We start from the raw sequence: 26,268 nt of genomic DNA, 5'->3' as shown, positions 1-26,268 counted from the left end.
ATAAGGGAGGTCCCCCGTGCCGACGAAGACGGGAGATAAGGTCCGGATCATCGTCCTGGGCACCGGCCCCGACGCCGAAACTGCCCGCCTCATCGCCGAGTCCGACGCCGATGTCGCCCTCGCCAAACAGTTCACCAAGACCGTGACCCACCTGGTCATCGACGACACCGTGAAGGCCACCGAGGCCCGCTTGAAGAAGGCCGAGGAGGCCGGCGTGCCGGTCCTCTCCTTCGCCGAGTTCAAGGCGCTGCTGGTCGCCGGCGCGGAGGACGAGGTCGAAGAGGCAGAGGTCGTGGAGGCGGAGCTCGAAGAGACCCCCGCCGAGACCCCTGCGGCCGTGGTGGACGCCGAGCCCGAACCCGAACCCGAGCCCGAACCCGTCGACGAGCCCGGTCCCGTGGGGGTCGAACCCGAGGCCGAGCCGCTCGAGGAGCCCGAGCCGGTCGCCGACCCCGACCCCGCCATCGCCGACGAGCCCGGACCCGCCGCGGAGGCCGAGCCCGAGGCCGCCGCGTCCGAGAAGGACGCCGGCAAGGACGCCGTGGTGGAGCCGGTCGCCGAGGCGATCGACGAGCCCGAGGAAGTCCCGGCCGACCCCGAGAAGTCGGTCCCGCACCAGGCGGACGCCCCCGCCATCGAGACCGACGCGAAGGGCTCCAAGCCGTCCTTCATCGACAAGATCAAGTCGATCTTCGGCCTCAGCACCGCCAAGAAGTAGGTCCCGCAAGACCACGAGGGCCCCGAGCCGCACGGCTCGGGGCCCTCGGCGTCGGACCTGGCAATCGCGCGAGGTGGAATCCGGCCGTCGCCACGCTGACGCATACGCCCCGGACCGGCGGCCTCGAGGCTTTACGCTACGGGCGAAACGGATCGAACCCGTCCCGGGAAGTTGAGTCGGATACACTCAACTTCGGGCCGCTTCGGCAGCCGCGCCCCGGTGCGCCGGCCCTCGGAGCACGAGGCCCGCATTCCTTGGACACCATTCCTGTCGGACATCGCAGAGGAGCAGGGGAACCGTGGACGTCAACCGTCTGACCACCAAGAGCCGTGAAGTGATCTCCCAGGCCGCGCGCACCGCGGCCGCCGGCGGCAACCCCGCCGTCGAACCCTGGCACCTCCTCGACGCGCTCCTCACCGTTGACGGCTCCACCGCGCCCGGCCTGCTCCAGCTCGTCGGCGTCACCCCCGGCACCGTCTCCGCCGAGACCGAGCGGCGCATCGACGAGCTCCCCTCGGCCTCCGGGCCCTCCGTCTCCGAGCCGTCCATGGCCCGCGAATCCCTGCGCGCCATCAACGCCGCAGACAAGCTCGCCACCGACTACGGCGACGAGTACGTCTCCACCGAGCACCTCATCACCGGCCTCGCCCAGGCCGGCGGCGAGGTGGGCACGTTCCTCGCCGCCCAGGGCGCCACCGACAAGAAGCTCCTCAGCGCCTTCCCGACCCTCCGCGGCGGCGACCGCAAGATCTCCACCGCCGACCCCGAGCAGGGCTACAAGGCCCTCGAGAAGTACGCCGTGGACCTCACCGAGACCGCCCGCTCCGGCAAAGTGGACCCCGTCATCGGCCGCGACACCGAGATCCGCCGCGTCATCCAGGTCCTCTCCCGCCGCACCAAGAACAACCCGGTGCTCATCGGCGAGCCCGGCGTCGGCAAGACCGCGATCGTCGAAGGCCTCGCCCAGCGCATCGTCGCCGGTGACGTCCCCGAATCGCTGCGCAACCGGCGCGTCATGCTCCTCGACCTCGCCAGCATGATCGCCGGCGCCCAGTACCGCGGCCAGTTCGAAGAACGCTTCAAGTCCGTCATGGAGGAGATCAAATCCTCTGACGGCGAGATCATCCCGTTCATCGACGAGCTCCACACCATGGTCGGGGCCGGCAAGTCCGAAGGCTCCCTCGACGCCGGCAACATGCTCAAGCCCGCCCTCGCCCGCGGCGAACTCCACATGATCGGCGCGACCACCCTCAACGAGTACCGCGAGCACATCGAGAAGGACGCCGCCCTCGAACGCCGCTTCCAGCAGGTGTACGTCGGCGAACCCACCATCGAGGACACCGTCGCGATCCTCCGCGGCCTCAAGGAGCGCTACGAGGTCCACCACGGCGTGCGCATCACCGACTCCGCGCTCGTCGCCGCCGCGCAGCTCTCCGCCCGCTACCTCCCCGACCGCAGGCTGCCCGACAAGGCCATCGACCTCATCGACGAGGCCGCCAGCCGCCTGCGCATCGAGATCGACTCCCGCCCCGAGGAGATCGACACCATCGAGCGCGCCGTGCGCCGCCTCGAGATCGAGGAGACCGCCCTCCAGAACGAGAAGGACGACCCGGCCTCCGCCGAGCGCCTCGCGTCCCTCCAGCGCGAACTCGCCGACGAACGCGAGAAGCTCGCCGCCCTCTCCCGCCAGTGGGAGTCGGAGAAGCACCGCATCGGCAAGGTCTCCGAGCTGAAGGAGGAGCTCGACGACCTCCGCACGCAGGCCGAACGCGCCGAACGCGAATACGACCTCGAGAAGGCCGCGCAGCTGCGCTACGGCCGCATCCCCGAACTCGAGCAGCAGCTCGCCGGGGCCGAAGCCGAACTCGCCAGTGCGGACACCGACCCGAACACCCAGCCGATGCTCAAAGAGGAGATCGACGCCGACGAGATCGCCGACGTCGTCTCAGCGTGGACCGGCATCCCCGCCGGCCGCCTCCAGGAGAGCGAGACCCACAAGCTCCTCCACGCCGAGGAGGTCCTGGGCGAACGCGTCGTCGGCCAGCTCGAGGCGGTCACCGTCGTCTCCGACGCCCTCCGCCGCGCCCGCGCGGGACTGTCGGACCCGAACCGGCCCACCGGCTCGTTCATCTTCGCCGGGCCCACGGGCGTCGGCAAGACTGAACTCGCGAAAGCCTTGGCGCAGTTCATGTTCGACGACGACCGGGCGATGATCCGCATCGACATGGGCGAGTACACCGAGCAGCACTCCACGGCCCGCCTCATCGGCGCCCCGCCCGGATACGTCGGCTACGAGGAAGGCGGCCAGCTCACCGAGCCCGTGCGCCGCCGCCCGTACTCGGTGGTCCTCCTGGACGAGGTCGAAAAGGCCCATCCGCGGGTCTTCGACACGCTCCTCCAGGTCCTGGACGACGGCCGCCTGACGGACGGCCAGGGCCGCACCGTCGACTTCCGCAACGTCATCCTCATCATGACCTCGAACCTCGGCTCCTCGGCCCTGGTCGACCCGCTGCTGGAGGACACCGCGAAGCACGACCAGGTCATGGCCGCCATCCGGTCGCACTTCAAACCCGAGTTCCTCAACCGCCTGGACGACATCGTCATCTTCCACGCGCTCGCCCACGACCACCTGAAGTCGATCGTCGACGTCCAGCTGCGCCACCTCGAGCACCGCATGGAGACCCGCCGCCTCAAGCTCGCCGTCAGCGACGCCGCCAAGTCCTGGCTCGCCGACCGCGGCTTCGACCCGGTCTACGGCGCCCGGCCACTGCGCCGCCTCATCCAGTCCAGCATCGGCGACCCGCTCTCCCGCGAACTCCTCGAAGGCAAGATCATCGACGGCGACACGGTCCAGGTCGGCGTGAGCGAACAGGGCGACAAGCTCACCGTCGCCAAGAGCTGATCGAGGCGGGGGGGGGGGGCCCCCCCCCCCCCCCCCGCCCCGCACTTCCGGTTGCATCACGACGCTTCAACGGCGAGCACTGATGCGCGTGACCTGACCCCTGGGGTCGTCACCGATGCCTCAGCCCGATGCCCACAGCGCAGCGAGCGGGAGGCCGGTGAGCCGGTCGCCGAAGGACACGGGGGTCGGATGCATGCTCAAGACGAAGCCGTGCACGAATCGAGTTCCGAGTTTGTCTCGAAGTGCCGCAAGGTGTTTGAAGTCTCTGGCCTGGGTGGTTGCAGCGGCCTTGACCTCGATGGCCACAATGCGGCCGTCGGGCTGCTCCAAGATCAGATCCACTTCTGCGCCGTGCTGGTCCCTGAAGTGGAACATCTTGGCGCGGGTGCCCGACCATGCGAGTTGCTTCTTGACCTCACCGATGACGAAGGTCTCGGTCAATGGACCGCGCCGTTGATCCTCGGGTACGGCGAGCCCGTCGACGTCGGCCCCTAGAAGGTGTGCAGCGAGACCGGAGTCGAGCACATAGGTCTTCGGCGTACGACGGGCCCGGTTGGTGAAGTTGGTGGACCAAGCCGGCACCTTGTGGACCATGTAGGTCATCTCAAGGAAGCCGATGTAGTCGGCCGTGGTGTCCCGTCCGAGCCCTGAATCGGCGTGGATCTGGGAGACCACCAGTTCACTCGCAGTTCGTGCCGCCAGCAAGCGCAGCAAGGCGGGGATTTCGTTCGAGCGTCGTGCATTGGTCAGTGCGGTGATGTCCCGCTGCGTGACGGTGAGGATCAGTCCGTCGAACCAGTCGCCCCTGTCCTCTGCCGGCAGCATGCATGCTTCAGGGAATCCGCCGCGCACGATGCGGTCCAGGTAGTCGGCGCGGGTGGCCTTCGAGGTCGGCAGCCCTCTCATCGAGTCGGGTTCGGTGAAGGCGCGCCTGACGAAGTCGTCCCGTGCGCCTTCGATCTCGCCCTGGCTGAACGGGAGGAGTTCGTAGAAGACGGCTCTCCCTGCCAGCGACTCGGACAAGCCCGGAACCGTGAGGAAATCGGCCGAGCCGTCGAGAAGGAACTGACCCTTCGTCGGATCGTCGTCGACCACCGTCTTGATGGCGCGAATGAGCGCATCGCCGCCGAGCTGGATCTCATCGATGGCTCGCGGGACCGCGCCGTAGCTGGCGAAGCCGATGGGGTCTGCCTGAGCTGCTTGAAGGGTGGCGTCGTCGTCTAGCCTCCGGAACGTTCCCGCGGGCGCGACCAGGCTGCGGACGAGGGTGGTCTTGCCGGATTGGCGGGGCCCGGTGACCACCACGACCCGGGCGAGGCCCAGCCCGCGCTCGACGCGATCCGAAAGCCAGCGTTTTCTCGGTCCCATGTTCCCACCCGTCAATCCGCACACTTCCTATCAGTAGATTTACTCGGAACGTACCAGTAAAATTGCTCAGAATCTATCAGTAAGTTTGCTCAGAAGACTGCGCCGACTCACCAGCTCCTCTCGTCTGCAGGTATCGCCCTTTGTTCTCGGCCGCAGACCTCTCACCGCTGTGTGATCTCGTCGCGCTTCGTAGCCGCCGCTCTCGGACCGTTCCTAGCATTGGCGCAGTGACCACGACCCCGGCAGGCCCACCAAGCCCCGAGACCCCGGCGGGCCCGGCCGCCCTGGACGTCCCGAAGAACCGCAAGCTCGACCCGCTCGACCTCGTCAGCCTCGGCATCCTCGCCGCCGGGCTGCTCTGCTGGGCCACGGGCGTCCTCCCCACAGCCGACGCGCTCGCCAACCTCACCCGGGTCGCACCGCTCGTGCTCTTCCTCGGCACCGTCATGGTCATGGTCGCGATCGTCCAGGCCTCGCAGCTGTTCGACCTCGCCGCCGCCGCACTCGCGCGACTCGGCCGCGGCAGCCACGCCGCCCTGTTCGCGTGCTGCTTCGCGCTCGCCACCGCGACCACCGTCTTCCTCAACCTCGACACGACGATCGTGCTGCTCACGCCCGTCATGCTCGCCCTCGCGGCGGCGACCCGCGCGCCCGCGCTCGCGCTGGCGATGACCACCGTGTGGCTGGCGAACACGGCGAGCCTGCTCCTGCCCGTGTCGAACCTGACGAACCTCCTCGCCGCCGACCGGATCGGCCTCGACCCGCTCGGGTTCGCGTCCCGCATGTGGGCGCCGCAGCTTGCGGTCCTCGCCGCCACGGCCCTGTGCCTGTGGTTCGGGTTCTGGCGGCGGCGCCACCGCGAACGCGACCGCTACCTCGTCCCCGCGAGACTCCCTCTCGTCGCCGACCGGCGACTGCTGTGGACGGCGGCGGTCGTCACCGCCGGGTTCGTCGTCGCGGTCGTCGCCGACGTCCCGATCCAGATCGTCTCGAGCTGCGCGGCCGGCCTTCTCCTCGTCCACTGCGTGCGCCGCCGCCGGGACCTCTTGACCTGGGAGCTCATCCCGTGGCGGCTGCTCGTGCTCACCGCCGGGCTGTTCCTCGTCATCCCGGCGGTCATGCGCCACGGCGGCGCCGACGCGGTCGCCGCGCTCATCGGCACCGGGGCGGGCGACGGCGCGGTGCTGCGGGCCGGGTTCACCGGCGCGGGCCTGGCGAACCTCGTCAACAACCTCCCCGCGTACACCGCGGTCGAAGCGGTCGTCCCGCCCGGCGACGCGACCACGCTGCTGGGCCTGCTCATCGGCACGAACGTCGGGCCGCTGATCCTCCCGTGGGGGTCGATGGCGACCCTCCTGTGGTTCGACCTGGTCTCGGACCGGCGCCCGGCGCCGCAGGCCGGTGCGGTAGCACCCGCAGGTCTCGAAGGCGACGCCGACGTTCCCGAAGACCTTGCGCAGCGCGGCCTCCGCGTCCCCATCGGACGCTTCATCACCGCCGGTGCGATCCTCGCCGCCACCGGGACATCCGTCGGCCTGGCCGCGCTGCTCTGGCTCTGATTCCCCTACTTCTCCAGAAGCGCAAGAGCACTATGGAATGAAAAACCGCGGTTCGCCGGAATAACCCGGCACGGTTGGTCATAGTGCACACATGGCCGTTCCCGAACCACTGGGCCTGAAACGCCGCACCGTCCTCACCGGTGCGGCCGCCCTCCTCGCCGCCGGAACCGCGGGTCTCACCACCGCGCGACCCGCACGCGCCGCGAACCTGCCGCAGATCCGCGCCGCCGCCGCGGGCTGGATCGGACGGGACGGCGAACTCCTCGTCCTCACCGCCGACCCCGCGACCGAAGCCGACTACGCGCTCCGCCTGCTCAAGGCGGCTGAGAACCCGGACAGCGGCGCCGAACTGGGCCCGCCGCTGCCGCTGCCGCTGCCCTCCGGGTTCCACCCGCATTCGATGGCCGCGCTCGGCAACGCCCTCTGGATCACCGGCGCGACCGAACTCGCGCCCGACCGGGCCCGGCCCGCACTCGTCCGCGTCTACGAGTCGATGGCCGCGTACGTCGCACTGCCGGTGCCGAAGACGGTCCGCTCCGGCATCGCGACCGCCATCGCGCCGGTCGGCGAGCGCGGGCTCGCCGTCGCCATCGAGGGCTGCCCCGACCGGCACCTGGCCGTCATCACCGAATCCCACCTCCTCCGCACTGCCGACGCGGGCCGCACTTGGACGCGGCGGCCGCTCGCCACCGGCCTCGGCGAGGGCTACGGCACCGTCCTCACCTCGCACGAGGGCGGCCTGTTCGTCGCGGTCGGCAGCGGCGAAGGCGCTCAGACCATCCACACCGCAGGCGCCCAGTCCGCCCTGACCCGGGCCGTGACGATCAGCGACGCCGGCCGGCCCATGGCCGCCGTCGCCGCAGCAGGCCACGTCAGCGTCTTCTCCGACCACCACGGCACCGTCACCGAAGCCCGCTTCACCGCCGCGGGCGCACCGCTCGAAGCCGCCCCCGCGTGCGCCTGCCAGGGCGAGATCCACGCCGTACCGGGCCGCCCCGGCACCTGGCTCGAGACCGACGGCCAGACCATCCACATCAGAGGCACGAGCTGACAGCAGGCACCGCACGGCGAAGGAGGACCCATGGCATTCCCCAGCAGCAGCACCGCATTCGCGCGATCGACCTGCGACTATCCCGACATCACGCGCGACTGGCTCCACCAGAGCGCGCTCAAGACCCGCTACCGCACCGCCTTCGACGAGGACGGCAACGGCGTCCACCCCTCCACCACCTCGTTCACCATGCACGAGGAGACCCACATCCAGGCCGGCCGCGTGATCCGCGACCTCCACAACCTCGGCGCGCAGTACGCCCGCAGCGAAGGCCCCTGGACCTACCGGTGGACCGGCCTCGCGGGCGCCAAGGTCTGCAAGCCGGGCTACCACCGCTACGGCGCCGCCATCGACTTCACCCGCTTCGACTGGGGCTCGGGGAACTACGTCGACACCGCCCTCCACGGCAAGGACGGCCGCCTCTACCTGCGCCGCCGCTACCTCGCCGTGATCGCGACCTGCCGCAAGCACTTCGGCACGGTCCTGCACTGCAACAACGACCCCGACGGCTCGCACTGGAACCACATCCACACCGACCGCGGCCGCCAGGCCGTCGCCGCCAACTGGGGCTACCAGACCGACACCACGATCATCCAATGGGCCGCAAGGGACCTCGCGGGCGTGAAGGACATGCCCATCGACGGCGACTTCGGCCCCAAGACCAAGCGCGGCTACGAGGTCCTGCGCGAGCAGTTCGGGACGGGCGGCATCGACCCCACCGCCTCGGGCGACAACTTCCGGGTCTGGCTCGACCTCATCGGCCGCCACGGCATCGCCGACAAGCCCGCGGGCACCTTCAGCGCCGCCGCCATGACCGCCGCCGCGAGCGACTGAAACCCGACCGGCCCGCACCAGTAAGGAGCAAGCCTTGGACGACCCGCACCGGAGCAGCAGCCGCAAGCACCTCACCATCGCCGCCGTGCTCGCCCTCGCGGGCGCTCTCGCCGCCTGCGACCTCGATGCCATGTCCGGCAACGGCGCTGACGGCGGCGTGTTCTACGCCCTCGGCGACGACCACCGGCTCTACCGCTGGGACCCGGGCGCCGACTCAGGCGACGGCGACGCCGCGGACGTCGAACCCGTGCTCGACCTCTCCGGGGTCTGGGACGCCGAAGGCGACGTCGGCACCGTCCTGCGCGCGTCCCTCAGCGTCGACCCGACCGGGCGGCACGCCGCCTGGGTCGCCGGGGCGAGCCCTCATGCGTCGCTCATGTTCGGCGACCTCGACACCGGCGAGGTCGCCACCGCGATCGAGTACCCGGTCGACCACGCCTGCATCGACCCGGTCTGGCTCCCCGACGGCTCCGCGGTCCTCGCCCACCGCGCCCCCGTCTGGGGCACCGCGACCGCTGCGGGCGACGAGATCCCGTTCCCCGTCACGACCTGGGGCGCCACCGAATGGCACTCGCCCGATGCCGGGCGGCTCCCCACCACCGTCGAACTCACGCCGCACGGCTGCCGGCTGCGCTGGTACACCGCCGAAGACGGCTCGGCCCAGGCGCTCTACCACGACCTCGAACTCTCCGAGCTGTACCGCATCGACACGAACGGCCACGTGCTGGAGACGATCCCGGTCTCGAACCTCGAAGGGGCCGAACCGCTCACCATCGGCCTCGTCAACGTCGACCCAGCCGGCCGCTACGCCTGCGTCGTCGAGGACTACGGTCCCGACGGCGCCGTCAAAGGCGGCTTCACCATCCGCGCCGAATCCGGCACCCGCGTGGTCGACCTCGCCTCCGGCGAGGCGGTCGGCCCCGACGAGTCCGGCTGCACCACCCTTCACGAGGACGGGTTCGTCTCCCGCACCGACGCCACGGTCGACTTCATCGGCTACGACGGCGAGCACCGCTGGACCATCGAGCTCCCGGGCCCGATCGCCGAGTCGCCGGTCCTGTACTTCGTCCCGGGCGGGTCCTGAACGGTCGGCATAGGATCGCAGGCGTGAACAGCGTCATCGGCATCCGCCGCCACCCGCTCAAATCAGCAGCCGCAGAGCACGTGACCGAGGCCTTTGTCGGCAAGCACGGCCTCGACGGCGACCGCACCTGGACCTGCCTCGACGCCGACGGCACCATCGGCAGCGCCAAGCAGCCGCGCCTGTGGGGAGCCCTCCTCGGCGTCGCCGCCACTTACCGACCGGCCCAGGGCGACACGCACAGCACCGTCCACATCGAGGCCCCCGGAACCGCCCCCGCGCAGGCAGGCACGCCGGAGGCCGACGCGGCCGTCTCGGCCTGGCTCGGCCGCCCGGTCCGCCTCACCCGCAGCGCACCCCAGCAGCTCAAACGCCACCACTGGTGGCCCGACGAGCCCGGCATGATCCCCGACTGGGTCGCCGACCCGACGCCCGGCGAGGACGACACCGTCGCCGCCCGCCACGACGCCGAAGGCGGCCGCTTCTTCGACTTCGGCCCCGTCCACCTCGTCACCACGGGCGCCCTGGAGCGGCTCAGCACCGAGCACGGCAGCGAGGTCGACCCGGCCCGCTTCCGCCCCAACCTGATCCTTGACCTCCCCACCGACCCCATGCCGGGCCAACGGATCGCGATCGGCCCCGACGCTGTCCTCGAAGTGGCGATCCCGACGCCGCGCTGCGTCATCCCGTCCCTCGCCCACGGCGCCGCCCCCGCCGACCGCGCACTCCTCAAGACCCTCGCTGCGCACCACCGCATCGACGTCGCCGACTACGGCCGCGCCACCTGCTTCGGCATCTACGCCAACGTCCTCGCCGTCGGCCCGGTCGCCACCGGCGACCGCGTCACGATCACGGGGTAGTGAACGGCCCGTCCAGCACTGTGTGCCGAACGGGCCGTTCACTACTGGTCGAGTTGCAATACCGCTTGGCTAGTTGAAACCGGTCGCGTAGTACCGCGCCTTGTAGAACTCCGCGCCGGAGCGCGTCCGGTCGGCCGACTGCGAGAACACCACGGTCGGGCTGCCCCAGTCGCGCGAGCCGGCGTTGTCGCCGCGTACGTAGAAGTGCTCACCCGAGCGCATCTTCACGTAAGCCTTGATGCGCGTGGTCGTGTGCAGCGTCGTCTTCGACAGCGTCGACTTGCTGATCGAGTAGACCCCGTACGAGTCCGAGACCAGGAGCCGGTCCGAGTTCGAGTAGTCCGGCTGCAGGTCGTGCCCGAGCCCGGAGAGCGCCACCTTCTTGCTGGACGCCTTGATCCGCACGTTCCGGTACGTGCCCGACACCGTGTACGCCTGCACGACCTTGTTCCCGCAGGCCCACAGCAGCTTGTTGTTCGGGTCCCACAGCACCCCGTGCGCACCAGCGAGCGTCACCCGCTGCACCTGCGCGAGCGTCGACGGCTTCGACACCGCCGTCGGCCCGTACACCGTGAGGTAGCCGTCGGACGACGCGGCGACGAACGCCCCGATGTCCGGGATGCGCTCCAGCGCATGCGGGTTCCCGCCCGGCGTCGCGCTCCACAGCACGTCGTTGAGCTCTTGATCCTTCTCGTCGGTGATGTTCCAGATCCCGACCCGCCCACCTGACGCCGCGGCCAGCCCGATCGCCCCGAACTGCGACGTATCCCGGATCCGGCAGTCCGACAGGTTCGCCCAACCACCCGTGCCCGGGCTGAACGACTTGTACCGGTTGGCATCGCTGAACGCCGCGTTCTTGTCGAACACCATCACCTTGTTGGAAACCTGCTCGGTCACCATGATCCTGAAGTTCGCCGTGTCCGCCGTAGCGACCCCGGCCCCGATCACCCCGGCCGCCGCCAATGGCGCCCCAACAGCCGCCGCCCGCAAAAAGTTCCGCCGTCTCATGCCGCTCCTCATGGGGGTAGGAAGCGTCCGCAACCAGCCCAGGCCACGAACCACCCAACAGTGTGCGACACGGGATCCAATAGCGGCAAGTCACGCATCAAGCACCCGATCGGACCGCCGCGCCGGCCGTCCCAATGACCCGGGAAACCAGAAAAGCCAGGTCCGGAGACCTGGCTTTCGTTGGTGCGCCGCGAGGGATTCGAACCCCCAACCTTCTGATCCGTAGTCAGATGCTCTATCCGTTGAGCTAGCGGCGCAGGTCGGCTTGATCGTTGCGATCAGGACCGGGCATAACCTTACCTGGGGCGAAAACGGATCTGCAACCGGGTATGCGGATGTGCCCTGGGTCATCCGGCACGGTGTGCGGCCTCTGCCAGCGGGGGATTCGAACCCCCAACCTTCTGATCCGTAGTCAGATGGGCGACCCCTCAGCAGTTGTCCAGGACCGTCCGGGCCAGGGCGCGCCAGGCGGCCGGGAGGGCTTCGGCCCGTTCGGGGAGAGGGGCGCTCGCCGCGGTCCAGACTGCGGCTTCGGCCTCGGGGACCTCGTCGCCGAGCAGGTAGCGCTCGACGAACGCGGCGCGGTTCTCGTGGCCGGGGAAGAAGTAGCCGCCAGCCGCGAAGAGCGCGACGTAGGCGTGGTGCAGGCCCTCGGTGAGGGTCTCGGCCAGCTCCCAGGGGTCGGACGCGTCGCCCAGGCGCTTCGCCAGGGTCTCGACCTCTCCGGCCACGGCTTCGCGGGAGGCGATGGCGAGTGCCTGCGGGAACTCGGTGACCTCGGCGCGGGCCTGCGAGCCCAGTTCGGAGTCGTCCGCGAGGAGCGTGCCCTCGGCGAAGCGGGCGATGACGTGCAGGGCCTCGTCGCCGGGGTGCCGCCAGCCCTCGCCGCGGTCGAGGGCCTCCATGTGGGCCTGGAAGCGCGCGACGGTGAGGTGCACGGCCTCGTCGCTGGCGTCGGCGGGGACGGTGTCGGTCTCCCACACGCAGACCAGTTCGGCCTCCTCCCCGAATCCGGACAGGGCGGGGCCGTGGGCGTAGGCGAACGCGAGGCGCTCGTCGTCGTTGATCTCGGCGAGGACGTCGGTGGAGAGCCTCAGGACCGCGTTGGGAAGGGACATGCCGCAATTGTGGCCGTTGTTCGCAACCGCGTCCACCCGCGCGTTCGTGCGCCCACGCGGTGATTCCGGCCATGCGGCCGGGCGCGGCGGGACACGCTGATCGGCGGAGGGCTCATGTCGCAAGGGACGGTTAGCATGTCCACATGGCATCACCCACCGCCCGTGTCGGCACGGATCTCGAGCCGGGCGCGGTCGCAGCCTGGCGGGCCCACTCTCAGCGCCTGTGGGGCGAGCCCTTCGCCACACCCTTGGACGCGTTCAAGCACCTGGGCGCGGTCCAGTCCCAGGAGTTCCAGCCCTCGAAGCTCACCCCCGCGATGCGCACTCGGCCCGACGCGGAAGGTCTCCCGTTCGCGGGCGTCGACGCGGTCGACGTCCTCATCGAGAAGGGCGCCGTGATCCGCACCCACGTGCTGCGCCCGACCTGGCACACCGTCCCAGTCGAGGACCTGCGGATGATGCTCGCGGCCACCGCCCACCGGGTCCTGCAAGTGGCCGGCACGCAGTTCCGCAGCCTCGGGCTCAGCGAGGCCGAGCTGCTGCTCGGGGACGACGTGCTCGCGGCGGCCACAGCCGGCGGGCGGCACCTGCTGCGCGAGGAGGCCTCCGAGGCGCTGGCGGCCGCCGGGATCGCCGACCCGACCGGGCTGCGCCTGATCCACCTGCTGTTCCACGCCGAGCTGGTGTCGGCGATCTGCTCGGGGACGCCGAAGGGCGGCAAGCAGACCTACGCGAACTTCGACGAGCGCGTCCCGGCCGGCGCCGTGGAGCAGGACGAGGCGGTCCGCGCGCTGGCGCTGCGGTTCTTCTCCTCGCGCGGGCCCGCGACCGTGAAGGACTTCACGCGCTGGGCGACGTTGAAGGTGGCCGACGCGAAGGCGGCGATCGACGGGCTCGGTCTGGAGTCGCTCAAGGTCGGCGAGCGGGTGCTCTACTACGTGCAGGAGCCGCCGGCGGAGCGCGATGCGGTTCCGGTGGTGGACTTCGTGCAGGGCTTCGACGAGATGATGTGCTCGTACACGGACACGAAGGAGTTCGTGACGCACCATTCGGTGCCGCCGACGCGGTTCCCGGGCCGGGCGCGGTTCACTTCGGTGATCCTGCTCGACGGCCAGGTTATCGGCAGTTGGAAGGCGACGCTGAAGCGCGAGAGCGTGCTGCTCGAGACGTGGCGGGTGCGGGGGTTCACGGCCGCCGAGATCGCGGCGCTGCGCCGCGGTGCGGACAAGCTGCGGACCTGGTACGGGAAGCCGGAGATGGAGCTCGTCCTCGAGCATGAGGACTGATAGCCGCGAAGGCGCGCTTGTGATGATCGCTCACGTGCCGCCGGTGTCACAGGTGTGAATTACTGTGGTTGAACGGGGGTGCTGCGTGAGGGGCAAATCCGGAATGACGGATATGTTCCGTACGTAGCACCCCCGTTCAACAACCTGTACCTCGGAGGTACGACAACCCGCGTGAACGCGAAACGGCCTCGCTCGCACTGCGAGCGAGGCCGTTCCTTCGGTGCTAGAGGCGGCCGAGGGCTTCGGCGAACGGGGCGAGGCCCATCGAGCCGAGGTTCAGCGCGTCCGAGTGGAACTGCTTGAGGCTGAACTCAGTGCCCTTGCGGGCCTTGTAGTCCTCGCGGGCCTGCATCCAGAGGCGCTCGCCGACCTTGTACGACGGGGCCTGGCCGGCCCAGCCGAGGTAGCGGTTGACCTCGAAGTGGAGCATGTCGTCCTCGATCGTGCGGGTGTGGGCCCGCATGAACTCGAACATCTTCTCGCCGTCCCAGGTCTCGCCGCCGCGCCAGCCGAACGGGTTGTCCTCGGGGATGGCGAACTCGCAGTGGAGGCCGATGTCGACGATGACGCGGGCGGCGCGGAAGGCCTGCGCGTCGAGCATGCCGAGGCGCCCGGCCGGGTCATCGTCGTAGTAGCCGAGCTCGTCCATGAGCCGCTCGGAGTAGAGCGCCCAGCCCTCGCCGTGGCCCGAGCACCACATCATCTGGCGCTGGAAGCGGTTGAGCAGCTCGATGCGGGCCATGGTCTGGCCGACCTGGAGGTGGTGGCCCGGCACGCCCTCGTGGTACACAGTGGACTTCTCACGCCACTTGCCGAACAGCTTCTGGCCCTCCGGCACCGACCACCACATGGCGCCGGGACGGGAGAAGTCCTCGCTCGGCCCGGTGTAGTAGATCGCCCCGTCCTCGGTCGGCGCGATCTTGCAGTCGATGGCGCGGATCTGCTCGGGGATGTCGAAGTGCTTGTCCGCGAGGTCGGCGATGGTGGAGTCGGCGAGGTCCTGCATCCAGTCGCGGAACACGTCCTTGTCGGTCATGTTCTCGTTGGGGTCCTGGTCCAGGAACGCCACGACCTCCTCGATCGACGCGCCCGGCTTGATGCGCTCGCAGGTCGCGCGCATGTCGTCCTCGATGCGGGCCAGCTCCTGCCAGCCCCACGCGTACGTCTCCTCGAGGTCGATCGCGGAGCCGATGAAGTAGCGGGAGGCGCGCGAGTACCGGTCGCGGCCGACCGCGTCGTTCTTCGGCGCCTGCGGGGCCAGCTCCTCGCGCAGGAACAGCGCGAACTTCGTGGCGGCGTACCGGGCGCGGGTGGCGCCGTCGCTCAGGGCGATGCGCAGCGGGCCGGTCTTGATCGGCTCGCCGTCGACGGTGACCCCGTTGACCAGGTTCGCCCAGAAGTCGGTCTCGATGCCCTTGGCGCCGTTCCAGTTGTCGCAGTGCGTGGCGACTTCGAGGACCTGCCGCTCGGCGGCGACGCGGCCCGCGGCGGCCTCGGCGCGCAGCGTCTCGGTGTACTGCTCGAACGCGTTCGGGACGGCCTCGAGGCGGGCCGCGATGTTCTCGGCGGCCTCCCGGCCGTCCTTGGGCATGAGGTCGAAGATCTGCCGCACGCTGTGCACGGGGGAGGCCAGGACGTTGAGGCTCAAGTAGGTGTCGCCCGCTTCGTGGCGCTCCATCTGGAGGTGCAGGCGCTCGAGGATGGCGTCCTTGGCGACGCGCTCGCGCTCGTCGACCGGTTCGGCGGCTTCCAGGTCGGCGATCGCCTTGCGGGTCAGGGCGGCCTCGGCCTCGAGCCCGGCGGGCGAGAGGTCGTCGATCTCGTGGTCGTGTCCGGGGACGCCCATGCTCGTGGCCGTGAGGGGGCTCAGGGCGATGACGTCCTCTACGTACTGGTCGGCGATGCGATCGATGCTTCTCATGGAGTGGACTTTACGCGAGGGCGCCGGGCGAGCGCGACCTCGCTTTCGACCGCTTCGAGCCAGCCGCCGGCCGCGCAAAGCTCCATGAGCGACGCTTTCGTGATCGGGATGCGTTGCGCTGCATCAGGTTCGACGGGCCAGTCGGCGCGGAGGGCGCGGGCCCGGTCGAACCATTCACTGATTGAGTTTGGCCGATCGGTGTAGGCGTCCAGGTCGGCCGCCGCGGCATCCAGCTCGGCGGCGAGGTCCTCCGCGGCCGCCATGAGCTGCTCCCGGTTGCCTTCGACCATGCCGGTGAAGAGGGCGGTCGGGCTGGCCGCGACACGGGTGCCGTCGCGGTACGAGCCGGCCGCGAGGGTGCGGGCCAGCGGCTCGTCGGCGACGTGCACGAGCGCGGCGGCGACCAGGTGCTCCAGGTGCGAGATGCGGGCGGCGGCCCGGTCGTGGTCGGCGGCGGTGGCGGGCACGACCTGCGCGCCGATCGACGTCCACAGCGCGGCGAGGGCAGTCCAGTCGGCGAGGTCGGTGCCCTCCTCGAGGCACAGCACCCACTTGCGGCCCTGGAACAGGCCCGACTCGGCGGCGGTGAAACCGTTGGTCTCCTTGCCCGCCATGGGATGCCCGCCCACGAACCGGTGGCGCGCGAACACCCGCGCGGGCTCGGCCTTCACCGAGGAGACGTCCGTGACCAGGCCCGTGTAGCCGTCCAGCATCTCGACCGCGACGGCGGCGAGGTGGCGGTACGGCGCGGCCACGACCGCGAGGTCGGTGCCCGAAAGATCGGCCGGGTCGGCGGTGACGGGGAAATGCGCGGCGGCGGCTTCGCGGGTGGCCGGGTCGGGGTCGAGGCCGAGCACGTCGTGCCCGGCTTCGGTGAGGGCGAGCGCGGCGGAGCCGCCGATGAGGCCGAGCCCGATGACCGCGACGCGCATCAGAGGTAGAGCCCCGTGCCGTCGTTGTCGACGCGCTTGGCGGCGACCGCGTGGATGTCGCGCTCGCGCAGGAGGAGGAAGGTGCGGCCCTGCATCTCGACCTCGGCCTTGTCCTCGGGGTCGAACAGGACGCGGTCGCCCTTGACGACCGAGCGCACGAGCGGCCCGACGCCGACGGCCTCGGCCCAGTGCAGGCGCCGGCCCATGGCGGCGGTGGCGGGGATGACGATCCCGGCGGCGGAGCGGCGCTCGGAGTCCGCATCCTCGCGCACGAGGAGGCGGTCGTGCAGGAGCCGGACCGGCAGGCCGGTCGTGGAGTCCAACGGTGTATCGGTCACAGCGCGCCAGCTTACCGGCAGCGGCGGCGCCGCATGAAATGCGAGCGGGGAGTCTCACGTCCGCACCCCGGGGTCGGGTGCGCCGGACCGACGCTCGGCCCGGCCGCCGCGCCGGCGACCCAAGCGTGTGGGGGAACATTGGGCGCCAACGAATCGCGCACCCGGCCCTCGCGGGGGACGCCGGAGCGCCAGGGGTCCGCCGCGGGTACGACACCTTCGGTCCGACCGGCCCCCGCGCTCGGGTGCGGCGAGACCGCGCGCCCCCCGAATACCAGGGTGCACCGCGGGTACGACAGTCGCCGCCGCCCGCCGCGGACCCGCCCTTCCACGGGGTGCCCACGGGCACTCGGTACAGGCTGCTGTATCGGAAGAGTCGCACCCGCCCGGTACGGTACGTGTTGACGTTGCACCCGCCTCCTTCCGGAGGAACCGTCCTTGGAGAGACCGTGAGCCGATTCCGCCGCACCACCGCCCGGGCACGTCAACTGTGGATCGGCATGCGCCTCAACCCGGTCGCCGAACGGGCCATGGCCCGGCGGGACGAACCGGTCGAAGACGAACCCGAGATCCCCGCGGGCATACCGCCGGAACTCGACGGGTCGGGCGACGGCGAACGCCCCGAGCGCGACTTCGTCCCGATCGGCCTCGCGGTCGGCGCGGCCTGGTCCTGGCGGCTCCTCATCGTCGGCGCGGCGGTCGCCATCTTCCTGTACCTCCTCAGCTACGTCACCACGGTCGTCATCCCCGTCGCGATCTCCTTCCTCCTCGCCGCGATGCTGCAGCCGCCCGCGGCCTGGCTGATCCGCAAGGGCTGGAACAAGTCCCTCGCCTCGATCTTCATGCTCGTCGCCGGCCTCGCGGCCGTCAGCGCGATCCTCACGTTCGTCGTCCAGCAGTTCATCGCCGGCATCCCCGACTTCTACGACTCGATCGTCACCGGCCTCAAGGACGCCCAGGCCTGGCTCGAATCGGGCCCCTACGGCCTCAACGGCGCGCAGGTCGCCGAGATCGTCGCGAACATCCAGGACAACATCACCAACTGGTACGACGAGAACCAGCAGGCCATCGTCCAGACCGGCGTCGACGTCGCCACCTCGACCGCCTCCGGCCTCGGCAACTTCGCGACCGGCCTGTTCCTGGTCCTGTTCACGACCTACTTCTTCATCCGCGACGGCCGCAAGATCTGGACCTTCCTCACCGGGATGCTCCCGCGCACCGCCTCCGAGCCGCTGCGCTACGCCGGCGGCGCCGGCTGGTCGACTCTCGTGCAGTACATGCGCACCATCGTGGTCGTCGCCGCCGTGGACGCGATCTTCATCGGGCTCGGCCTGTACCTCCTCGAAGTCCCGCTGTGGCTGCCGCTGACCACGCTGATCTTCCTCGGCGCGTTCATCCCGATCATCGGTGCCACGATCTCGGGCATCGTCGCCGTCGTCGTGGCCCTCGTCGGCACCCCGAACGGCCTCGTCACCGCGCTCATCGTCCTCGGCATCGTCCTCGCCGTGCAGCAGCTCGAGTCGAACCTGCTGCAGCCCTTCCTCATGAGCCGCGCGGTCAAACTCCATCCGCTCGCGATCGTCCTCGCCGTCACCGCGGGCGGCTTCGTGTGGGGCATCATCGGCGCCCTCGTGGCCGTCCCCATCCTCGCGATCGTCAACGGCACCGTGCGCGCCCTCAACCGCTACCGCGAGGCCCGCCGCGAGGCCCAGGCCCGCGGCCTCGAAGGCGAGGACGCCACCGCCGAAGCGGTCAGAGTCAGCGCCGCCGCCGAACGCGCCCGCCGCGCCGCCGGAACCAAGAACGGCGCCAAGAACGGCAACGGCGCCAAAGACGGCACCGGATCCAAGGACAGCAGCCCACAAGACGGCACCGACTCCGGCGAGCAGGCGGCGCAGGAGGCATGAGCACCAACGTCACCGTCTCCGAAGCCCCCGCCGAGCCCGCCGCGAAAGCGGCCGTCAAAGGCGCCACCAAAGCCGAACGCGACGCCCTCGCCATCCTCGACGCCGCCGTAGCCGCCACCCCGCACGGCCAGGCACGCGAAGGCCAGCGCGAGATGTGCGCGGCCGTCGCCAACGCCGTCGACTCGGGCGAGCACCTGCTCGTCCAGGCCGGCACCGGCACCGGCAAGTCCCTCGCCTACCTGTGCGCCGCGCTCGCCGCGGGCAAGCCCGTGGTCGTCTCGACCGCCACGCTCGCCCTCCAGCACCAGCTCGTCGCCGTCGACCTGCCGCGCCTGGTCGAGGCGGTCGCGCCCGTCCTGGGCCGCAAGCCGACCTTCGCGCTCCTCAAGGGCCGCCACAACTACATCTGCAAGCGCAAGATCGCCGGCGAAGAGGACGAGGACGACGGCGCGATCGAGGGCACCGAGACCCTGAAATGGGCCGGCCAGCAGGCGTCCTTCGCCAAGCAGGTGCAGCGCCTCTTCGACTGGGCGGGCGACACCGACACCGGCGACCGCGACGACCTCGACCCGGGCGTCTCCGACCGCGCCTGGAAGCAGGCGTCCACGTCCTCGACCGAGTGCCCCGGCGCGAAGGACTGCGCGCAGGGGCCCGACTGCTTCGCCGAGTGGGCCCGCGCGAAGGCGCACGAGGCCGACATCGTGGTCACCAACCACGCCCTGCTCTCGATCGACATGATGAACGAGCGCAGCGTCCTGCCCGAGCACGCCGTGCTCATCGTGGACGAGGCGCACGAGCTGGTCGACCGCGTCACCTCGGCCGCCCGCGCCGAGCTGCACCCTGCCCGGCTGCGCTGGCTCGCGCAGCGCGGGCGCCGCCTCATCGACCCCGATGTGGCCGACCAGGTCCGGGAGGCCGCGGACGCGCTGGAGGGCGCGCTCACCGCGGCCGGCGAGCGCCGGTTCTCCGGTGAACTGCCCGCGCCGCTCGTCGAGGCGCTCAACCTGATCAACGGCGCGTGCGTCAAGGCCGCCACCCACCTGTCCACGCTCGATGCGGAGACGAAGAAGCAGCTGAGCGCCCAGCAGCTCAAGGCCGGGCTCGTGGAGACGATCGAGACGGCCGGGCGGTGCATCGGGCCGGCGGGGGACGACGTGATCTGGGCGGAGCCGAACGGCCCGCAGCTGGTGGCCGCGCCGCTCTCGGTGGGCGGCCTGCTCTCGGCGATGCTGTACGAGGACCGCACGGTGATCGCGGCGTCGGCGACGCTGACGCTCGGCGGCCGGTTCGACATCGTGGCGCGGAACCTCGGCCTGCCCGCGGACGGGCACGGCTGGACCTCGCTGGACGTCGGCTCCCCGTTCGACTACCGCAAGCAGGGCATCCTCTATGTGGCGGCGTCGCTGCCGCGTCCGACCGCGTCGGGCCTGTCGGACGAGTCCGGCAAGGAGCTGCTGCGCCTGGTCGAGGCGAGCCGCGGGGCGACCCTGGGCCTGTTCTCGTCGAAGAAGGCCGCCGAGGCGGCGGCCGAGCTCCTTCGCGCCCAGACCGACTACGACATCCTGCTGCAGGGCGAGGAGACGCTCGGGAGTCTGGTGAAGCGGTTCAAGGAGGAGGAGTCGACCTGCCTGCTGGGGGTCATGAGCCTCTGGCAGGGCGTTGACGTGCCGGGCATGACCTGCCGCCTCGTGGTGGTGGACCGGATCCCGTTCCCGCGCCCGACCGAGCCGCTGACGGCGGCGCGTTCGGAGGCGGCGGACGCGGCGGGCCGCTCGGGGTTCACCGAGGTGTCGGTCCCGGCGGCGGCGATCCGGCTCGCGCAGGGCGCGGGCAGGCTCATCCGCCGCACCACGGACCGCGGGGTGGTCGCGATCCTCGACTCGCGGCTGGAGACGAGCCGCTCGTACGGGAAGTTCCTGCGGGACTCGCTGCCGCCGTTCTGGTACACGACGAAGTCCGATTCGGTGGCGGGCGCGCTGAGCCGGCTCGCCGAGACCGCGAACGACTGATTAGGCGCGGCCCGATCGGGGAACCCGTCTTGTCGCCATGGCAAGCGGGTCACTTCGCGGTGCGCTCCAGGTGTTCCATAAGTCAAAGGTGAACGCAAGGTGAATTCAAGTGAAACCTTTGCATAACCCCAGCTTAGAGCGGTTTCGTGGATTCTCACACAGCAGACTTCACGAGCTTGTGTCGCGTTCACCTGGATGTTAACTTCGCGGTGACGATTTCCACCCGTCCACTGAGCCGATCGGTACAGTGAGGACAGTCAAAACGACCGAAAGCAGGGGTGCCCAGTGCGGTTCTCGCTGAAGCCTCAGGACGACACGTTCTACGCCTTCTTCAATGACGCGGCCGACAACATCCGCCGCGGCGTGGCGATCCTGGCCGAACTGGGGGACGAGTCGGCTGACTACCAGAAGATCTCCGAGCGTCTCGTCGACGTCGAGCACGACAACGACCAGCTGACCCACCGGCTGTTCAACAAGATCAACTCGACGTTCGTCACCCCGATGGACCGCACGGACATGTACCACCTGGCCGGCAAGCTCGACGACATCCTCGACCACATCGAGGCCGCCGCGAACCTGGTCTACCTCTACGGCCTCTCCGAGCTCCCCGACCTCCCGCGCGAGATGATCGAGCAGGTCACCGTCCTCGGCGCCCAGGCCGACCTCCTCGCCGAGTACATGCCGAAGCTCAAGGGCCTCAACTCGACCATGGCCGACTTCTGGGTCGAGTGCAACCGCCTCGAGAACGACGGCGACCGCGCCTACCGCATGCTGCTGGTCCGCCTGTACTCCGGCGAGTATCCGGCGCTCACCGTCATGAAGCTCAAAGAGGTCGCCGACGAGCTCGAAGCCGCCTGCGACTCGTTCGAGTCGGTCTCCAACGTCGTCGAGTCGGTCTACGTCAAGGAATCCTGAACGTGGACAGTGTGTTCATCGCGGTCGTCGTCTGTATCGGCGCGGCCCTCCTCTTCGGCTACACCAACGGGTTCCACGACTCCGCGAACGCCATCGCCACCTCGATCTCGACCCGGGCGCTCAAGCCCCGGGTCGCGCTCGGCATGGCGGCGATCGGCAACTTCGTCGGCGCGCACCTCGGCGGGAAGGTCGCGGCCACCGTGGCCAGCGGCCTCGTCGAGCTCCCCGACGGCATCGACGGCATCCTGATCGTCATCGCCGGCCTCCTCGGCGCGATCACCTGGAACTTCATCACCTGGTACTTCGGCCTGCCGACCTCGTCCTCCCACTCGCTGTTCGGCGGCATGGTCGGCGCGACCATGGCCGGCGGCGCGGTCGTGCTGTGGGGCGGCATCCTCGACAAGATCGTGCTCCCCACGATCGTCTCCCCGCTCGTCGGCTTCACCCTCGGCTTCCTCGTCATGATCGCCGTGTACTGGATCTTCCGGCGCGGTCGCCCCGACAAGCTCAACCGCGGCTTCCGCCACGCGCAGACCGCCTCCGCGGCCGCGATGGCCATCGGCCACGGCATGCAGGACGCCGCCAAGGTCATGGGCATCATCATCCTGGCCCTGTCGGTCGGCGGGTACTACACCGACGGCGCGCCCATCCCCGAATGGGTCTACCTCGCCAGCGCCGCCGTCATGGCCGCCGGCACCTACGCGGGCGGCTGGCGCATCATCAAGACCATGGGCCGCAAGATCATCGACCTCGGCCCGCCCCAGGGCTTCGCGGCCGAGACCGTCGCCAGCGCCGTGCTCTACGCGAACACGTTCCTGCTGGGCGCGCCCATCTCGACCACCCACACGATCACCTCGGCGATCATGGGCGTCGGCTCGACCGGCGGCAAGCGCGCCGTCCGGTGGGGCGTGGCCCGCTCGATCGTGATCGCGTGGATCATCACGTTCCCGATCGCGGCGCTCGTGGGCGCCCTGTTCTACCTGCCGATCCAGTTCATCGGCTAGGTCTTCGACCTCGACCGGCCCGGCTTCGGCCGGGCCGGCGTCGTTTCGGCCGTTGCGCGCTGGAATCGCACCGTCTTGGGTTAGCGTGAGGGCATGTCCATCCAGCGCTTCGGGAAATGGGACTTCAGAGCGGTCGACTCGGCGTCGGCCGCTCGCGCTCTCGCCCGCCTCCGCAAGCAGGGCGCCCCCGCCGAGCCCGAGCGCGCCGCCGCCGTCGTCCTCCTCCGCGAGGCCCCGCTGCGGGTGTTCCTGCTGCGGCACGCGGCGAAGGAGCCGTTCGGGCTCCCGACGATCGGCCCCGCCGAGACGCTCCAGGTGCGCGAGCGGTGGTCGCACCTCGACGTCGACCACTACGAGAACGCCATGAACGGGCCCCGAGGCGCCCAGTACGGCTTCCCGGGGGGCCGGCACAAGCCCGACGACCCTGACGTGGCCATGACGGGCCTGCGGTCCGTGGAGGAGGAGACCGGCGCGATGGTCGCCCTGCAGCGCGCCTGGGCGCGCTGGGTGACCCCTGAGTACGAGCCGGTGCGGTTCGACTCGTGGATATATGTGGCGACGCTCGCCGAGGGCTTCCAGCCGCGCATCCGGGTGCGCGAGCCGGAGTACGCGACGTGGATCGGGCCGGAGCAGGCGGTGTGCCAGTACGGTGGCCAGATGTCGATCCCGGAGGCGACCACGCTGGCCGAGCTCGCGCGGTACTCCACGGTGGGTGAGGTGTTCGCCGCCGCCGAGCAGCGCGACATGTCGCCGATCCTGCCGCGGGTCGCGGTCGACGGCGAGGACGCCCGCCTGGTGCTGCCGGGCGAAGAGGGCTACCCGGCGGACGCGCTCGCTTCGGCTTGACAAGGGCGCATGTCCGTCATTACGGAAATGTCCTTGTCGAAGGCCCCCTTGCAAACCAACGTACCCGCGCGGTCGGACACTGCGTAGTCGATCATTCACGCGAGCCTCGCTCGCTTCCGCTCAGCGCAGGCGCTTCGCCCACTGCACGTCGGTGCGCACGACGTCGAACCCCTGCGAGCGGTACAGCTTGACCGCCTTGGTGTTCGACTCGTCGGCGTAGAGTTCGACCTGCTTGATCCCATGCGCCGCAAGGTGGGCGAGCCCGGCGAGGGTGAGGGTCCGGCCAAGGCCGGTGCCCTGCGCGCGGGGGTCGACGCCGAGGACGTAGACCTCGCCGATGCCGTCCTCCACTTTGGTCCAGTGGAAGCCGAGCAGTCCCTGTTCATCCTCTGCCACCAGCAGACCGTCGGGGTCGAACCAGGTCTCCTGCTCGCGCGCGGCGAGATCCGCTGCGGTCCAGCGGCCCTGCTCGGGATGGGCGGCGAACGCCGCCGCGTTCACCCGCAGCCACTCGGCCTCGTCGCGGCCGACCCTGAAGGGCCGCAACCGCACCCCTTCAGGCAGGGTTGCGGCCGGGCCGTCGCCGACCGGCCAGTTCCGGCCGATGCCCTCCGGCCACGCCGCGGGCCAAGCGAAACCGTCGAGGTCGCGCGAGAACTGGAACAGCACGCGGTCCCGCGTGAAGCCGTGCTTCGCTGCGAACCGCTGCGAAACGGGCAGATCGCCGTGCGCCCACATTCGCAATACCGTGATGTCCGCCTCAATCCAATCCAGGACGTTGAGGAGCAACCGGTGCCCGACACCCTTGCCGCGATGCGACGGATCGACGGCCATCTCTGCCTCGGCGACGTCGCCGATCTTCTCCACCCCCGCGTAGGCGATGACCGTTTCGCCTAGGCGCACAACGAAATGCCGCCGATGGCGTTCGGGGTGGCGGGACAGTGCGAGCGTCGTCTGCTCGTTGAACGGGGCGATGCCGTCCGCCTCCTCGCTGCGGTGCGCCATCGTAACGATTCTGTGAATATCCCGACCCGGAAGTGAAGCATGTTGCGCCATGGGGTTACCCTAATCGTGGACTCAGCACCGTGCCGGGGTGCTGAGTCCTTTTTCATGCCCTGAGCACGACAAGACCCCCACGCGCACAGCAGTGGCCGGGGGTCTGTGCGATCGATTGCTGGCGCGAATGCACCGTTCGCCGGAATTGCCGCGAACGATCGGCGGCAGGTGGCGGAGAGGGACCTCGCAGGATTCCCATGCTTCGTCAGACGTTCCTCGGCCGGTTCGGTCTCGGTGTCGCCTACCGGAATCCGACCGGACGCCCGGCCTGACCGGTCGGTTCGGCCGGACCGCACCCATAGCACGCCAAACGGCCCTTGGCCGAGGAATTCCCTGGTCAAGAGCCGAACTCGCTGATGGTTGCGGAGAGGGTGGGATTCGAACCCACGGTGAGCTTTGACACCCACGGCGGTTTTCAAGACCGCTGCACTAGTCCACTATGCGACCCCTCCAGGGCCCTTTGGGGCAAGCGCCAATCTACCAAACGGCCGTCAGGGCCGCTCCTGGCGCACGCAGCAGGTCGAGCAGGTGCGGTTGCCGTCGATGGTGAGCGCGAGGCAGCAGGTGCGCCGCTGGTAGACCAGCCGGCCCACTTCGTCCGTGGTGATGTCGACCAGGTCGGCGACGTCCAGCGTCTCCAGCAGCGTCTTGGCGAGCACGTCGTCGGGGTCCGGCACGACCTGCGCGATCGACGCGACCGCGTAGGCGATCCCCGAAGCGACCGAGCCCATGAGGGTGCGGCGCCCGACCCGCGCCTTGGCGAGGAACGCTTCCAGCACCGGGCCCAGGTGGTCCTCGAACACGGTGGCGCGCAAGCGGTCCAGCAGGACCGCCTCGTTCGCGACCACTTCTGCCTCGGGGTGCGCCGCACTCGGGTCGTGCGGCAGGACCAGGAACCGCGGCTGCAGCTGGCGTACCGAGAACATCGGGGCGTCCTCGGCGACGCGGAAGACCGCGTTCGAGGCGTCCATGACCGGGACGCGTCGGGCGGCGACATAGCCGAGCACGACCGGCGCGAGCGTCCAGTAGCAGTAGGTCTTCCAGGCGAGGGCCGCGTTCGCGTGGGCGGAGCCGCCCCACAGTGCGCCCGCCGTGCCCATGAGCTCCTCGACTCGCTCGCCGGCGGCCAGCTCGGCGGCGGGGAACTCGATCCCGTCTCGGGGCGCCTCACCGTCGAGCCAGGCGCGTACGCCCGCGAGCGGGTGGACGCTGACGTCGCGGTCGACCCGGTCGGCGACGGTGCGGAGCGCTTCGATCGGGTGGGGAAGCGGAGCCGGGAGGCGGTTCGGGCGCTCCACCGGGAGGGGCGCCAGGGGGCGGCGTTCGAGTGCGGTGGTGCTCAGGACATGAGCCTCCGCAATCGCGAGCCGCATAGCGTACCCCTCTCAGGTAAGGACTGGCTAACCTTACCTGATTTGCAACGACGAATGTCAAGAAACCGACAGACACCGGGCCGCGACGGGGTGTAGGAAAGCGAGGTGCCGTGAATGGTGAGCGTCGCCGAGTGGGATGAGACTCACAGCACCTCGCCTCGTTCCATGATCATCTCGAACCCCCG

General features: G+C 70.1%; 21 protein-coding genes and 3 tRNA genes. 13 read left to right on the top strand and 11 right to left on the bottom strand.

Going from position 1 to position 26,268, the window contains the following annotated elements:
* Positions 1-16 precede the first annotated feature (16 nt).
* A complete protein-coding gene (locus QWI33_RS26445) occupies positions 17-718 on the top strand; it encodes a hypothetical protein (RefSeq protein WP_289958170.1) in 702 nt (233 codons plus the stop codon).
* A gap of 298 nt (positions 719-1,016) precedes the next feature.
* Positions 1,017-3,620: an ATP-dependent chaperone ClpB gene (clpB, locus tag QWI33_RS26440; RefSeq protein WP_289958169.1), complete on the top strand. Its 2,604-nt coding sequence runs from the start codon at positions 1,017-1,019 to the stop codon at positions 3,618-3,620.
* A 120-nt stretch (positions 3,621-3,740) separates the two neighbouring features.
* On the opposite strand, the gene QWI33_RS26435 is transcribed toward clpB, so the two are convergent.
* A complete protein-coding gene (locus QWI33_RS26435; RefSeq protein WP_289958168.1) occupies positions 3,741-4,988 on the bottom strand; it encodes an ATP-binding protein in 1,248 nt (415 codons plus the stop codon).
* Positions 4,989-5,215: 227 nt separating this feature from the next.
* On the opposite strand from QWI33_RS26435, the gene QWI33_RS26430 reads away from it, so the two are divergent.
* The 5 genes from QWI33_RS26430 (at position 5,216) to QWI33_RS26410 (ending at position 10,373) form a co-directional block, all read left to right on the top strand.
* On the top strand, positions 5,216-6,547 hold the full coding sequence (locus QWI33_RS26430; protein ID WP_289958167.1) for an ArsB/NhaD family transporter: 1,332 nt from the start codon (positions 5,216-5,218) through the stop codon (positions 6,545-6,547).
* Between the two features lie 91 nt (positions 6,548-6,638).
* A complete protein-coding gene (locus tag QWI33_RS26425) occupies positions 6,639-7,598 on the top strand; it encodes a hypothetical protein (protein WP_289958166.1) in 960 nt (319 codons plus the stop codon).
* A 30-nt stretch (positions 7,599-7,628) separates the two neighbouring features.
* The gene (locus tag QWI33_RS26420; protein ID WP_289958165.1) at positions 7,629-8,432 is read left to right on the top strand and encodes a hypothetical protein; all 804 of its coding nucleotides are present in this window, start codon (positions 7,629-7,631) and stop codon (positions 8,430-8,432) included.
* A 34-nt stretch (positions 8,433-8,466) separates the two neighbouring features.
* Positions 8,467-9,516 carry a hypothetical protein gene (locus tag QWI33_RS26415; protein WP_289958164.1) on the top strand — a complete coding sequence of 350 codons (1,050 nt, stop codon included), beginning with the start codon at positions 8,467-8,469 and terminating at the stop codon, positions 9,514-9,516.
* A 23-nt stretch (positions 9,517-9,539) separates the two neighbouring features.
* Positions 9,540-10,373 carry an MOSC domain-containing protein gene (locus QWI33_RS26410; protein WP_289958163.1) on the top strand — a complete coding sequence of 278 codons (834 nt, stop codon included), beginning with the start codon at positions 9,540-9,542 and terminating at the stop codon, positions 10,371-10,373.
* Between the two features lie 69 nt (positions 10,374-10,442).
* On the opposite strand, the gene QWI33_RS26405 is transcribed toward QWI33_RS26410, so the two are convergent.
* The 4 genes from QWI33_RS26405 to QWI33_RS26390 form a co-directional block, all read right to left on the bottom strand.
* Entirely contained in the window at positions 10,443-11,270 is an 828-nt protein-coding gene (locus QWI33_RS26405) for a DUF6528 family protein (protein WP_289958162.1), read from the bottom strand.
* Between the two features lie 292 nt (positions 11,271-11,562).
* Positions 11,563-11,638 (bottom strand) — tRNA-Arg (locus QWI33_RS26400).
* 113 nt (positions 11,639-11,751) lie between these two features.
* Positions 11,752-11,815, bottom strand: a tRNA-Arg gene (locus tag QWI33_RS26395).
* Complete coding sequence (locus QWI33_RS26390) at positions 11,810-12,499, bottom strand: hypothetical protein (RefSeq protein WP_289958161.1); 690 nt, start codon at positions 12,497-12,499, stop codon at positions 11,810-11,812. Before QWI33_RS26390 ends, QWI33_RS26395 begins: the two co-directional genes overlap by 6 nt.
* Positions 12,500-12,642: 143 nt before the next feature.
* On the opposite strand from QWI33_RS26390, the gene QWI33_RS26385 reads away from it, so the two are divergent.
* Positions 12,643-13,785 (top strand): winged helix DNA-binding domain-containing protein, encoded by a 1,143-nt coding sequence (locus QWI33_RS26385; protein ID WP_289958160.1) that lies wholly within the window; start codon positions 12,643-12,645, stop codon positions 13,783-13,785.
* A 223-nt stretch (positions 13,786-14,008) separates the two neighbouring features.
* Here the strand turns inward: QWI33_RS26385 and QWI33_RS26380 are convergent, their stop codons facing one another.
* The 3 genes from QWI33_RS26380 to QWI33_RS26370 are packed head-to-tail and all read right to left on the bottom strand — an operon-like array spanning position 14,009 to position 16,976.
* A complete protein-coding gene (locus QWI33_RS26380; protein ID WP_289958159.1) occupies positions 14,009-15,706 on the bottom strand; it encodes a DUF885 domain-containing protein in 1,698 nt (565 codons plus the stop codon).
* On the bottom strand, positions 15,703-16,638 hold the full coding sequence (locus tag QWI33_RS26375; protein WP_289958158.1) for a prephenate dehydrogenase: 936 nt from the start codon (positions 16,636-16,638) through the stop codon (positions 15,703-15,705). The genes QWI33_RS26380 and QWI33_RS26375 overlap by 4 nt, the downstream gene beginning before the upstream one ends.
* A complete protein-coding gene (locus QWI33_RS26370) occupies positions 16,638-16,976 on the bottom strand; it encodes a GroES family chaperonin (protein ID WP_289958157.1) in 339 nt (112 codons plus the stop codon). The genes QWI33_RS26375 and QWI33_RS26370 overlap by 1 nt, the downstream gene beginning before the upstream one ends.
* Before the next feature lie 446 nt (positions 16,977-17,422).
* Here QWI33_RS26370 and QWI33_RS26365 point away from each other — a divergent pair, with 446 nt between their 5' ends.
* From QWI33_RS26365 to QWI33_RS26345, 5 genes are all read left to right on the top strand, one after another.
* Entirely contained in the window at positions 17,423-18,880 is a 1,458-nt protein-coding gene (locus QWI33_RS26365; protein ID WP_289958156.1) for an AI-2E family transporter, read from the top strand.
* A complete protein-coding gene (locus QWI33_RS26360) occupies positions 18,877-20,889 on the top strand; it encodes an ATP-dependent DNA helicase (RefSeq protein ID WP_289958155.1) in 2,013 nt (670 codons plus the stop codon). The genes QWI33_RS26365 and QWI33_RS26360 overlap by 4 nt, the downstream gene beginning before the upstream one ends.
* A gap of 285 nt (positions 20,890-21,174) precedes the next feature.
* A complete protein-coding gene (locus QWI33_RS26355) occupies positions 21,175-21,804 on the top strand; it encodes a DUF47 domain-containing protein (RefSeq protein ID WP_289958154.1) in 630 nt (209 codons plus the stop codon).
* Positions 21,805-21,806: 2 nt separating this feature from the next.
* Positions 21,807-22,808, top strand: a complete 1,002-nt coding sequence (locus QWI33_RS26350) for an inorganic phosphate transporter (RefSeq protein ID WP_289958153.1) — start codon at positions 21,807-21,809, stop codon at positions 22,806-22,808.
* Between the two features lie 93 nt (positions 22,809-22,901).
* Entirely contained in the window at positions 22,902-23,654 is a 753-nt protein-coding gene (locus tag QWI33_RS26345; protein ID WP_289958152.1) for an NUDIX hydrolase, read from the top strand.
* Positions 23,655-23,774: 120 nt separating this feature from the next.
* On the opposite strand, the gene mshD is transcribed toward QWI33_RS26345, so the two are convergent.
* The 3 genes from mshD to QWI33_RS26330 all read right to left on the bottom strand — a co-directional run bounded on the left by mshD (position 23,775) and on the right by QWI33_RS26330 (position 26,083).
* Positions 23,775-24,710, bottom strand: a complete 936-nt coding sequence (mshD, locus tag QWI33_RS26340) for a mycothiol synthase (RefSeq protein ID WP_289958151.1) — start codon at positions 24,708-24,710, stop codon at positions 23,775-23,777.
* A 363-nt stretch (positions 24,711-25,073) separates the two neighbouring features.
* A tRNA-Ser gene (locus QWI33_RS26335) sits at positions 25,074-25,162 on the bottom strand.
* A gap of 39 nt (positions 25,163-25,201) precedes the next feature.
* The gene (locus tag QWI33_RS26330; RefSeq protein ID WP_289958150.1) at positions 25,202-26,083 is read right to left on the bottom strand and encodes an IucA/IucC family C-terminal-domain containing protein; all 882 of its coding nucleotides are present in this window, start codon (positions 26,081-26,083) and stop codon (positions 25,202-25,204) included.
* Positions 26,084-26,268 lie beyond the last annotated feature (185 nt).

The organism is Glycomyces tritici (assembly GCF_030403505.1).
The sequence above is the reverse complement of the archived record's forward strand: the minus strand, read 5'-3'. Positions and strand labels throughout refer to the sequence as shown.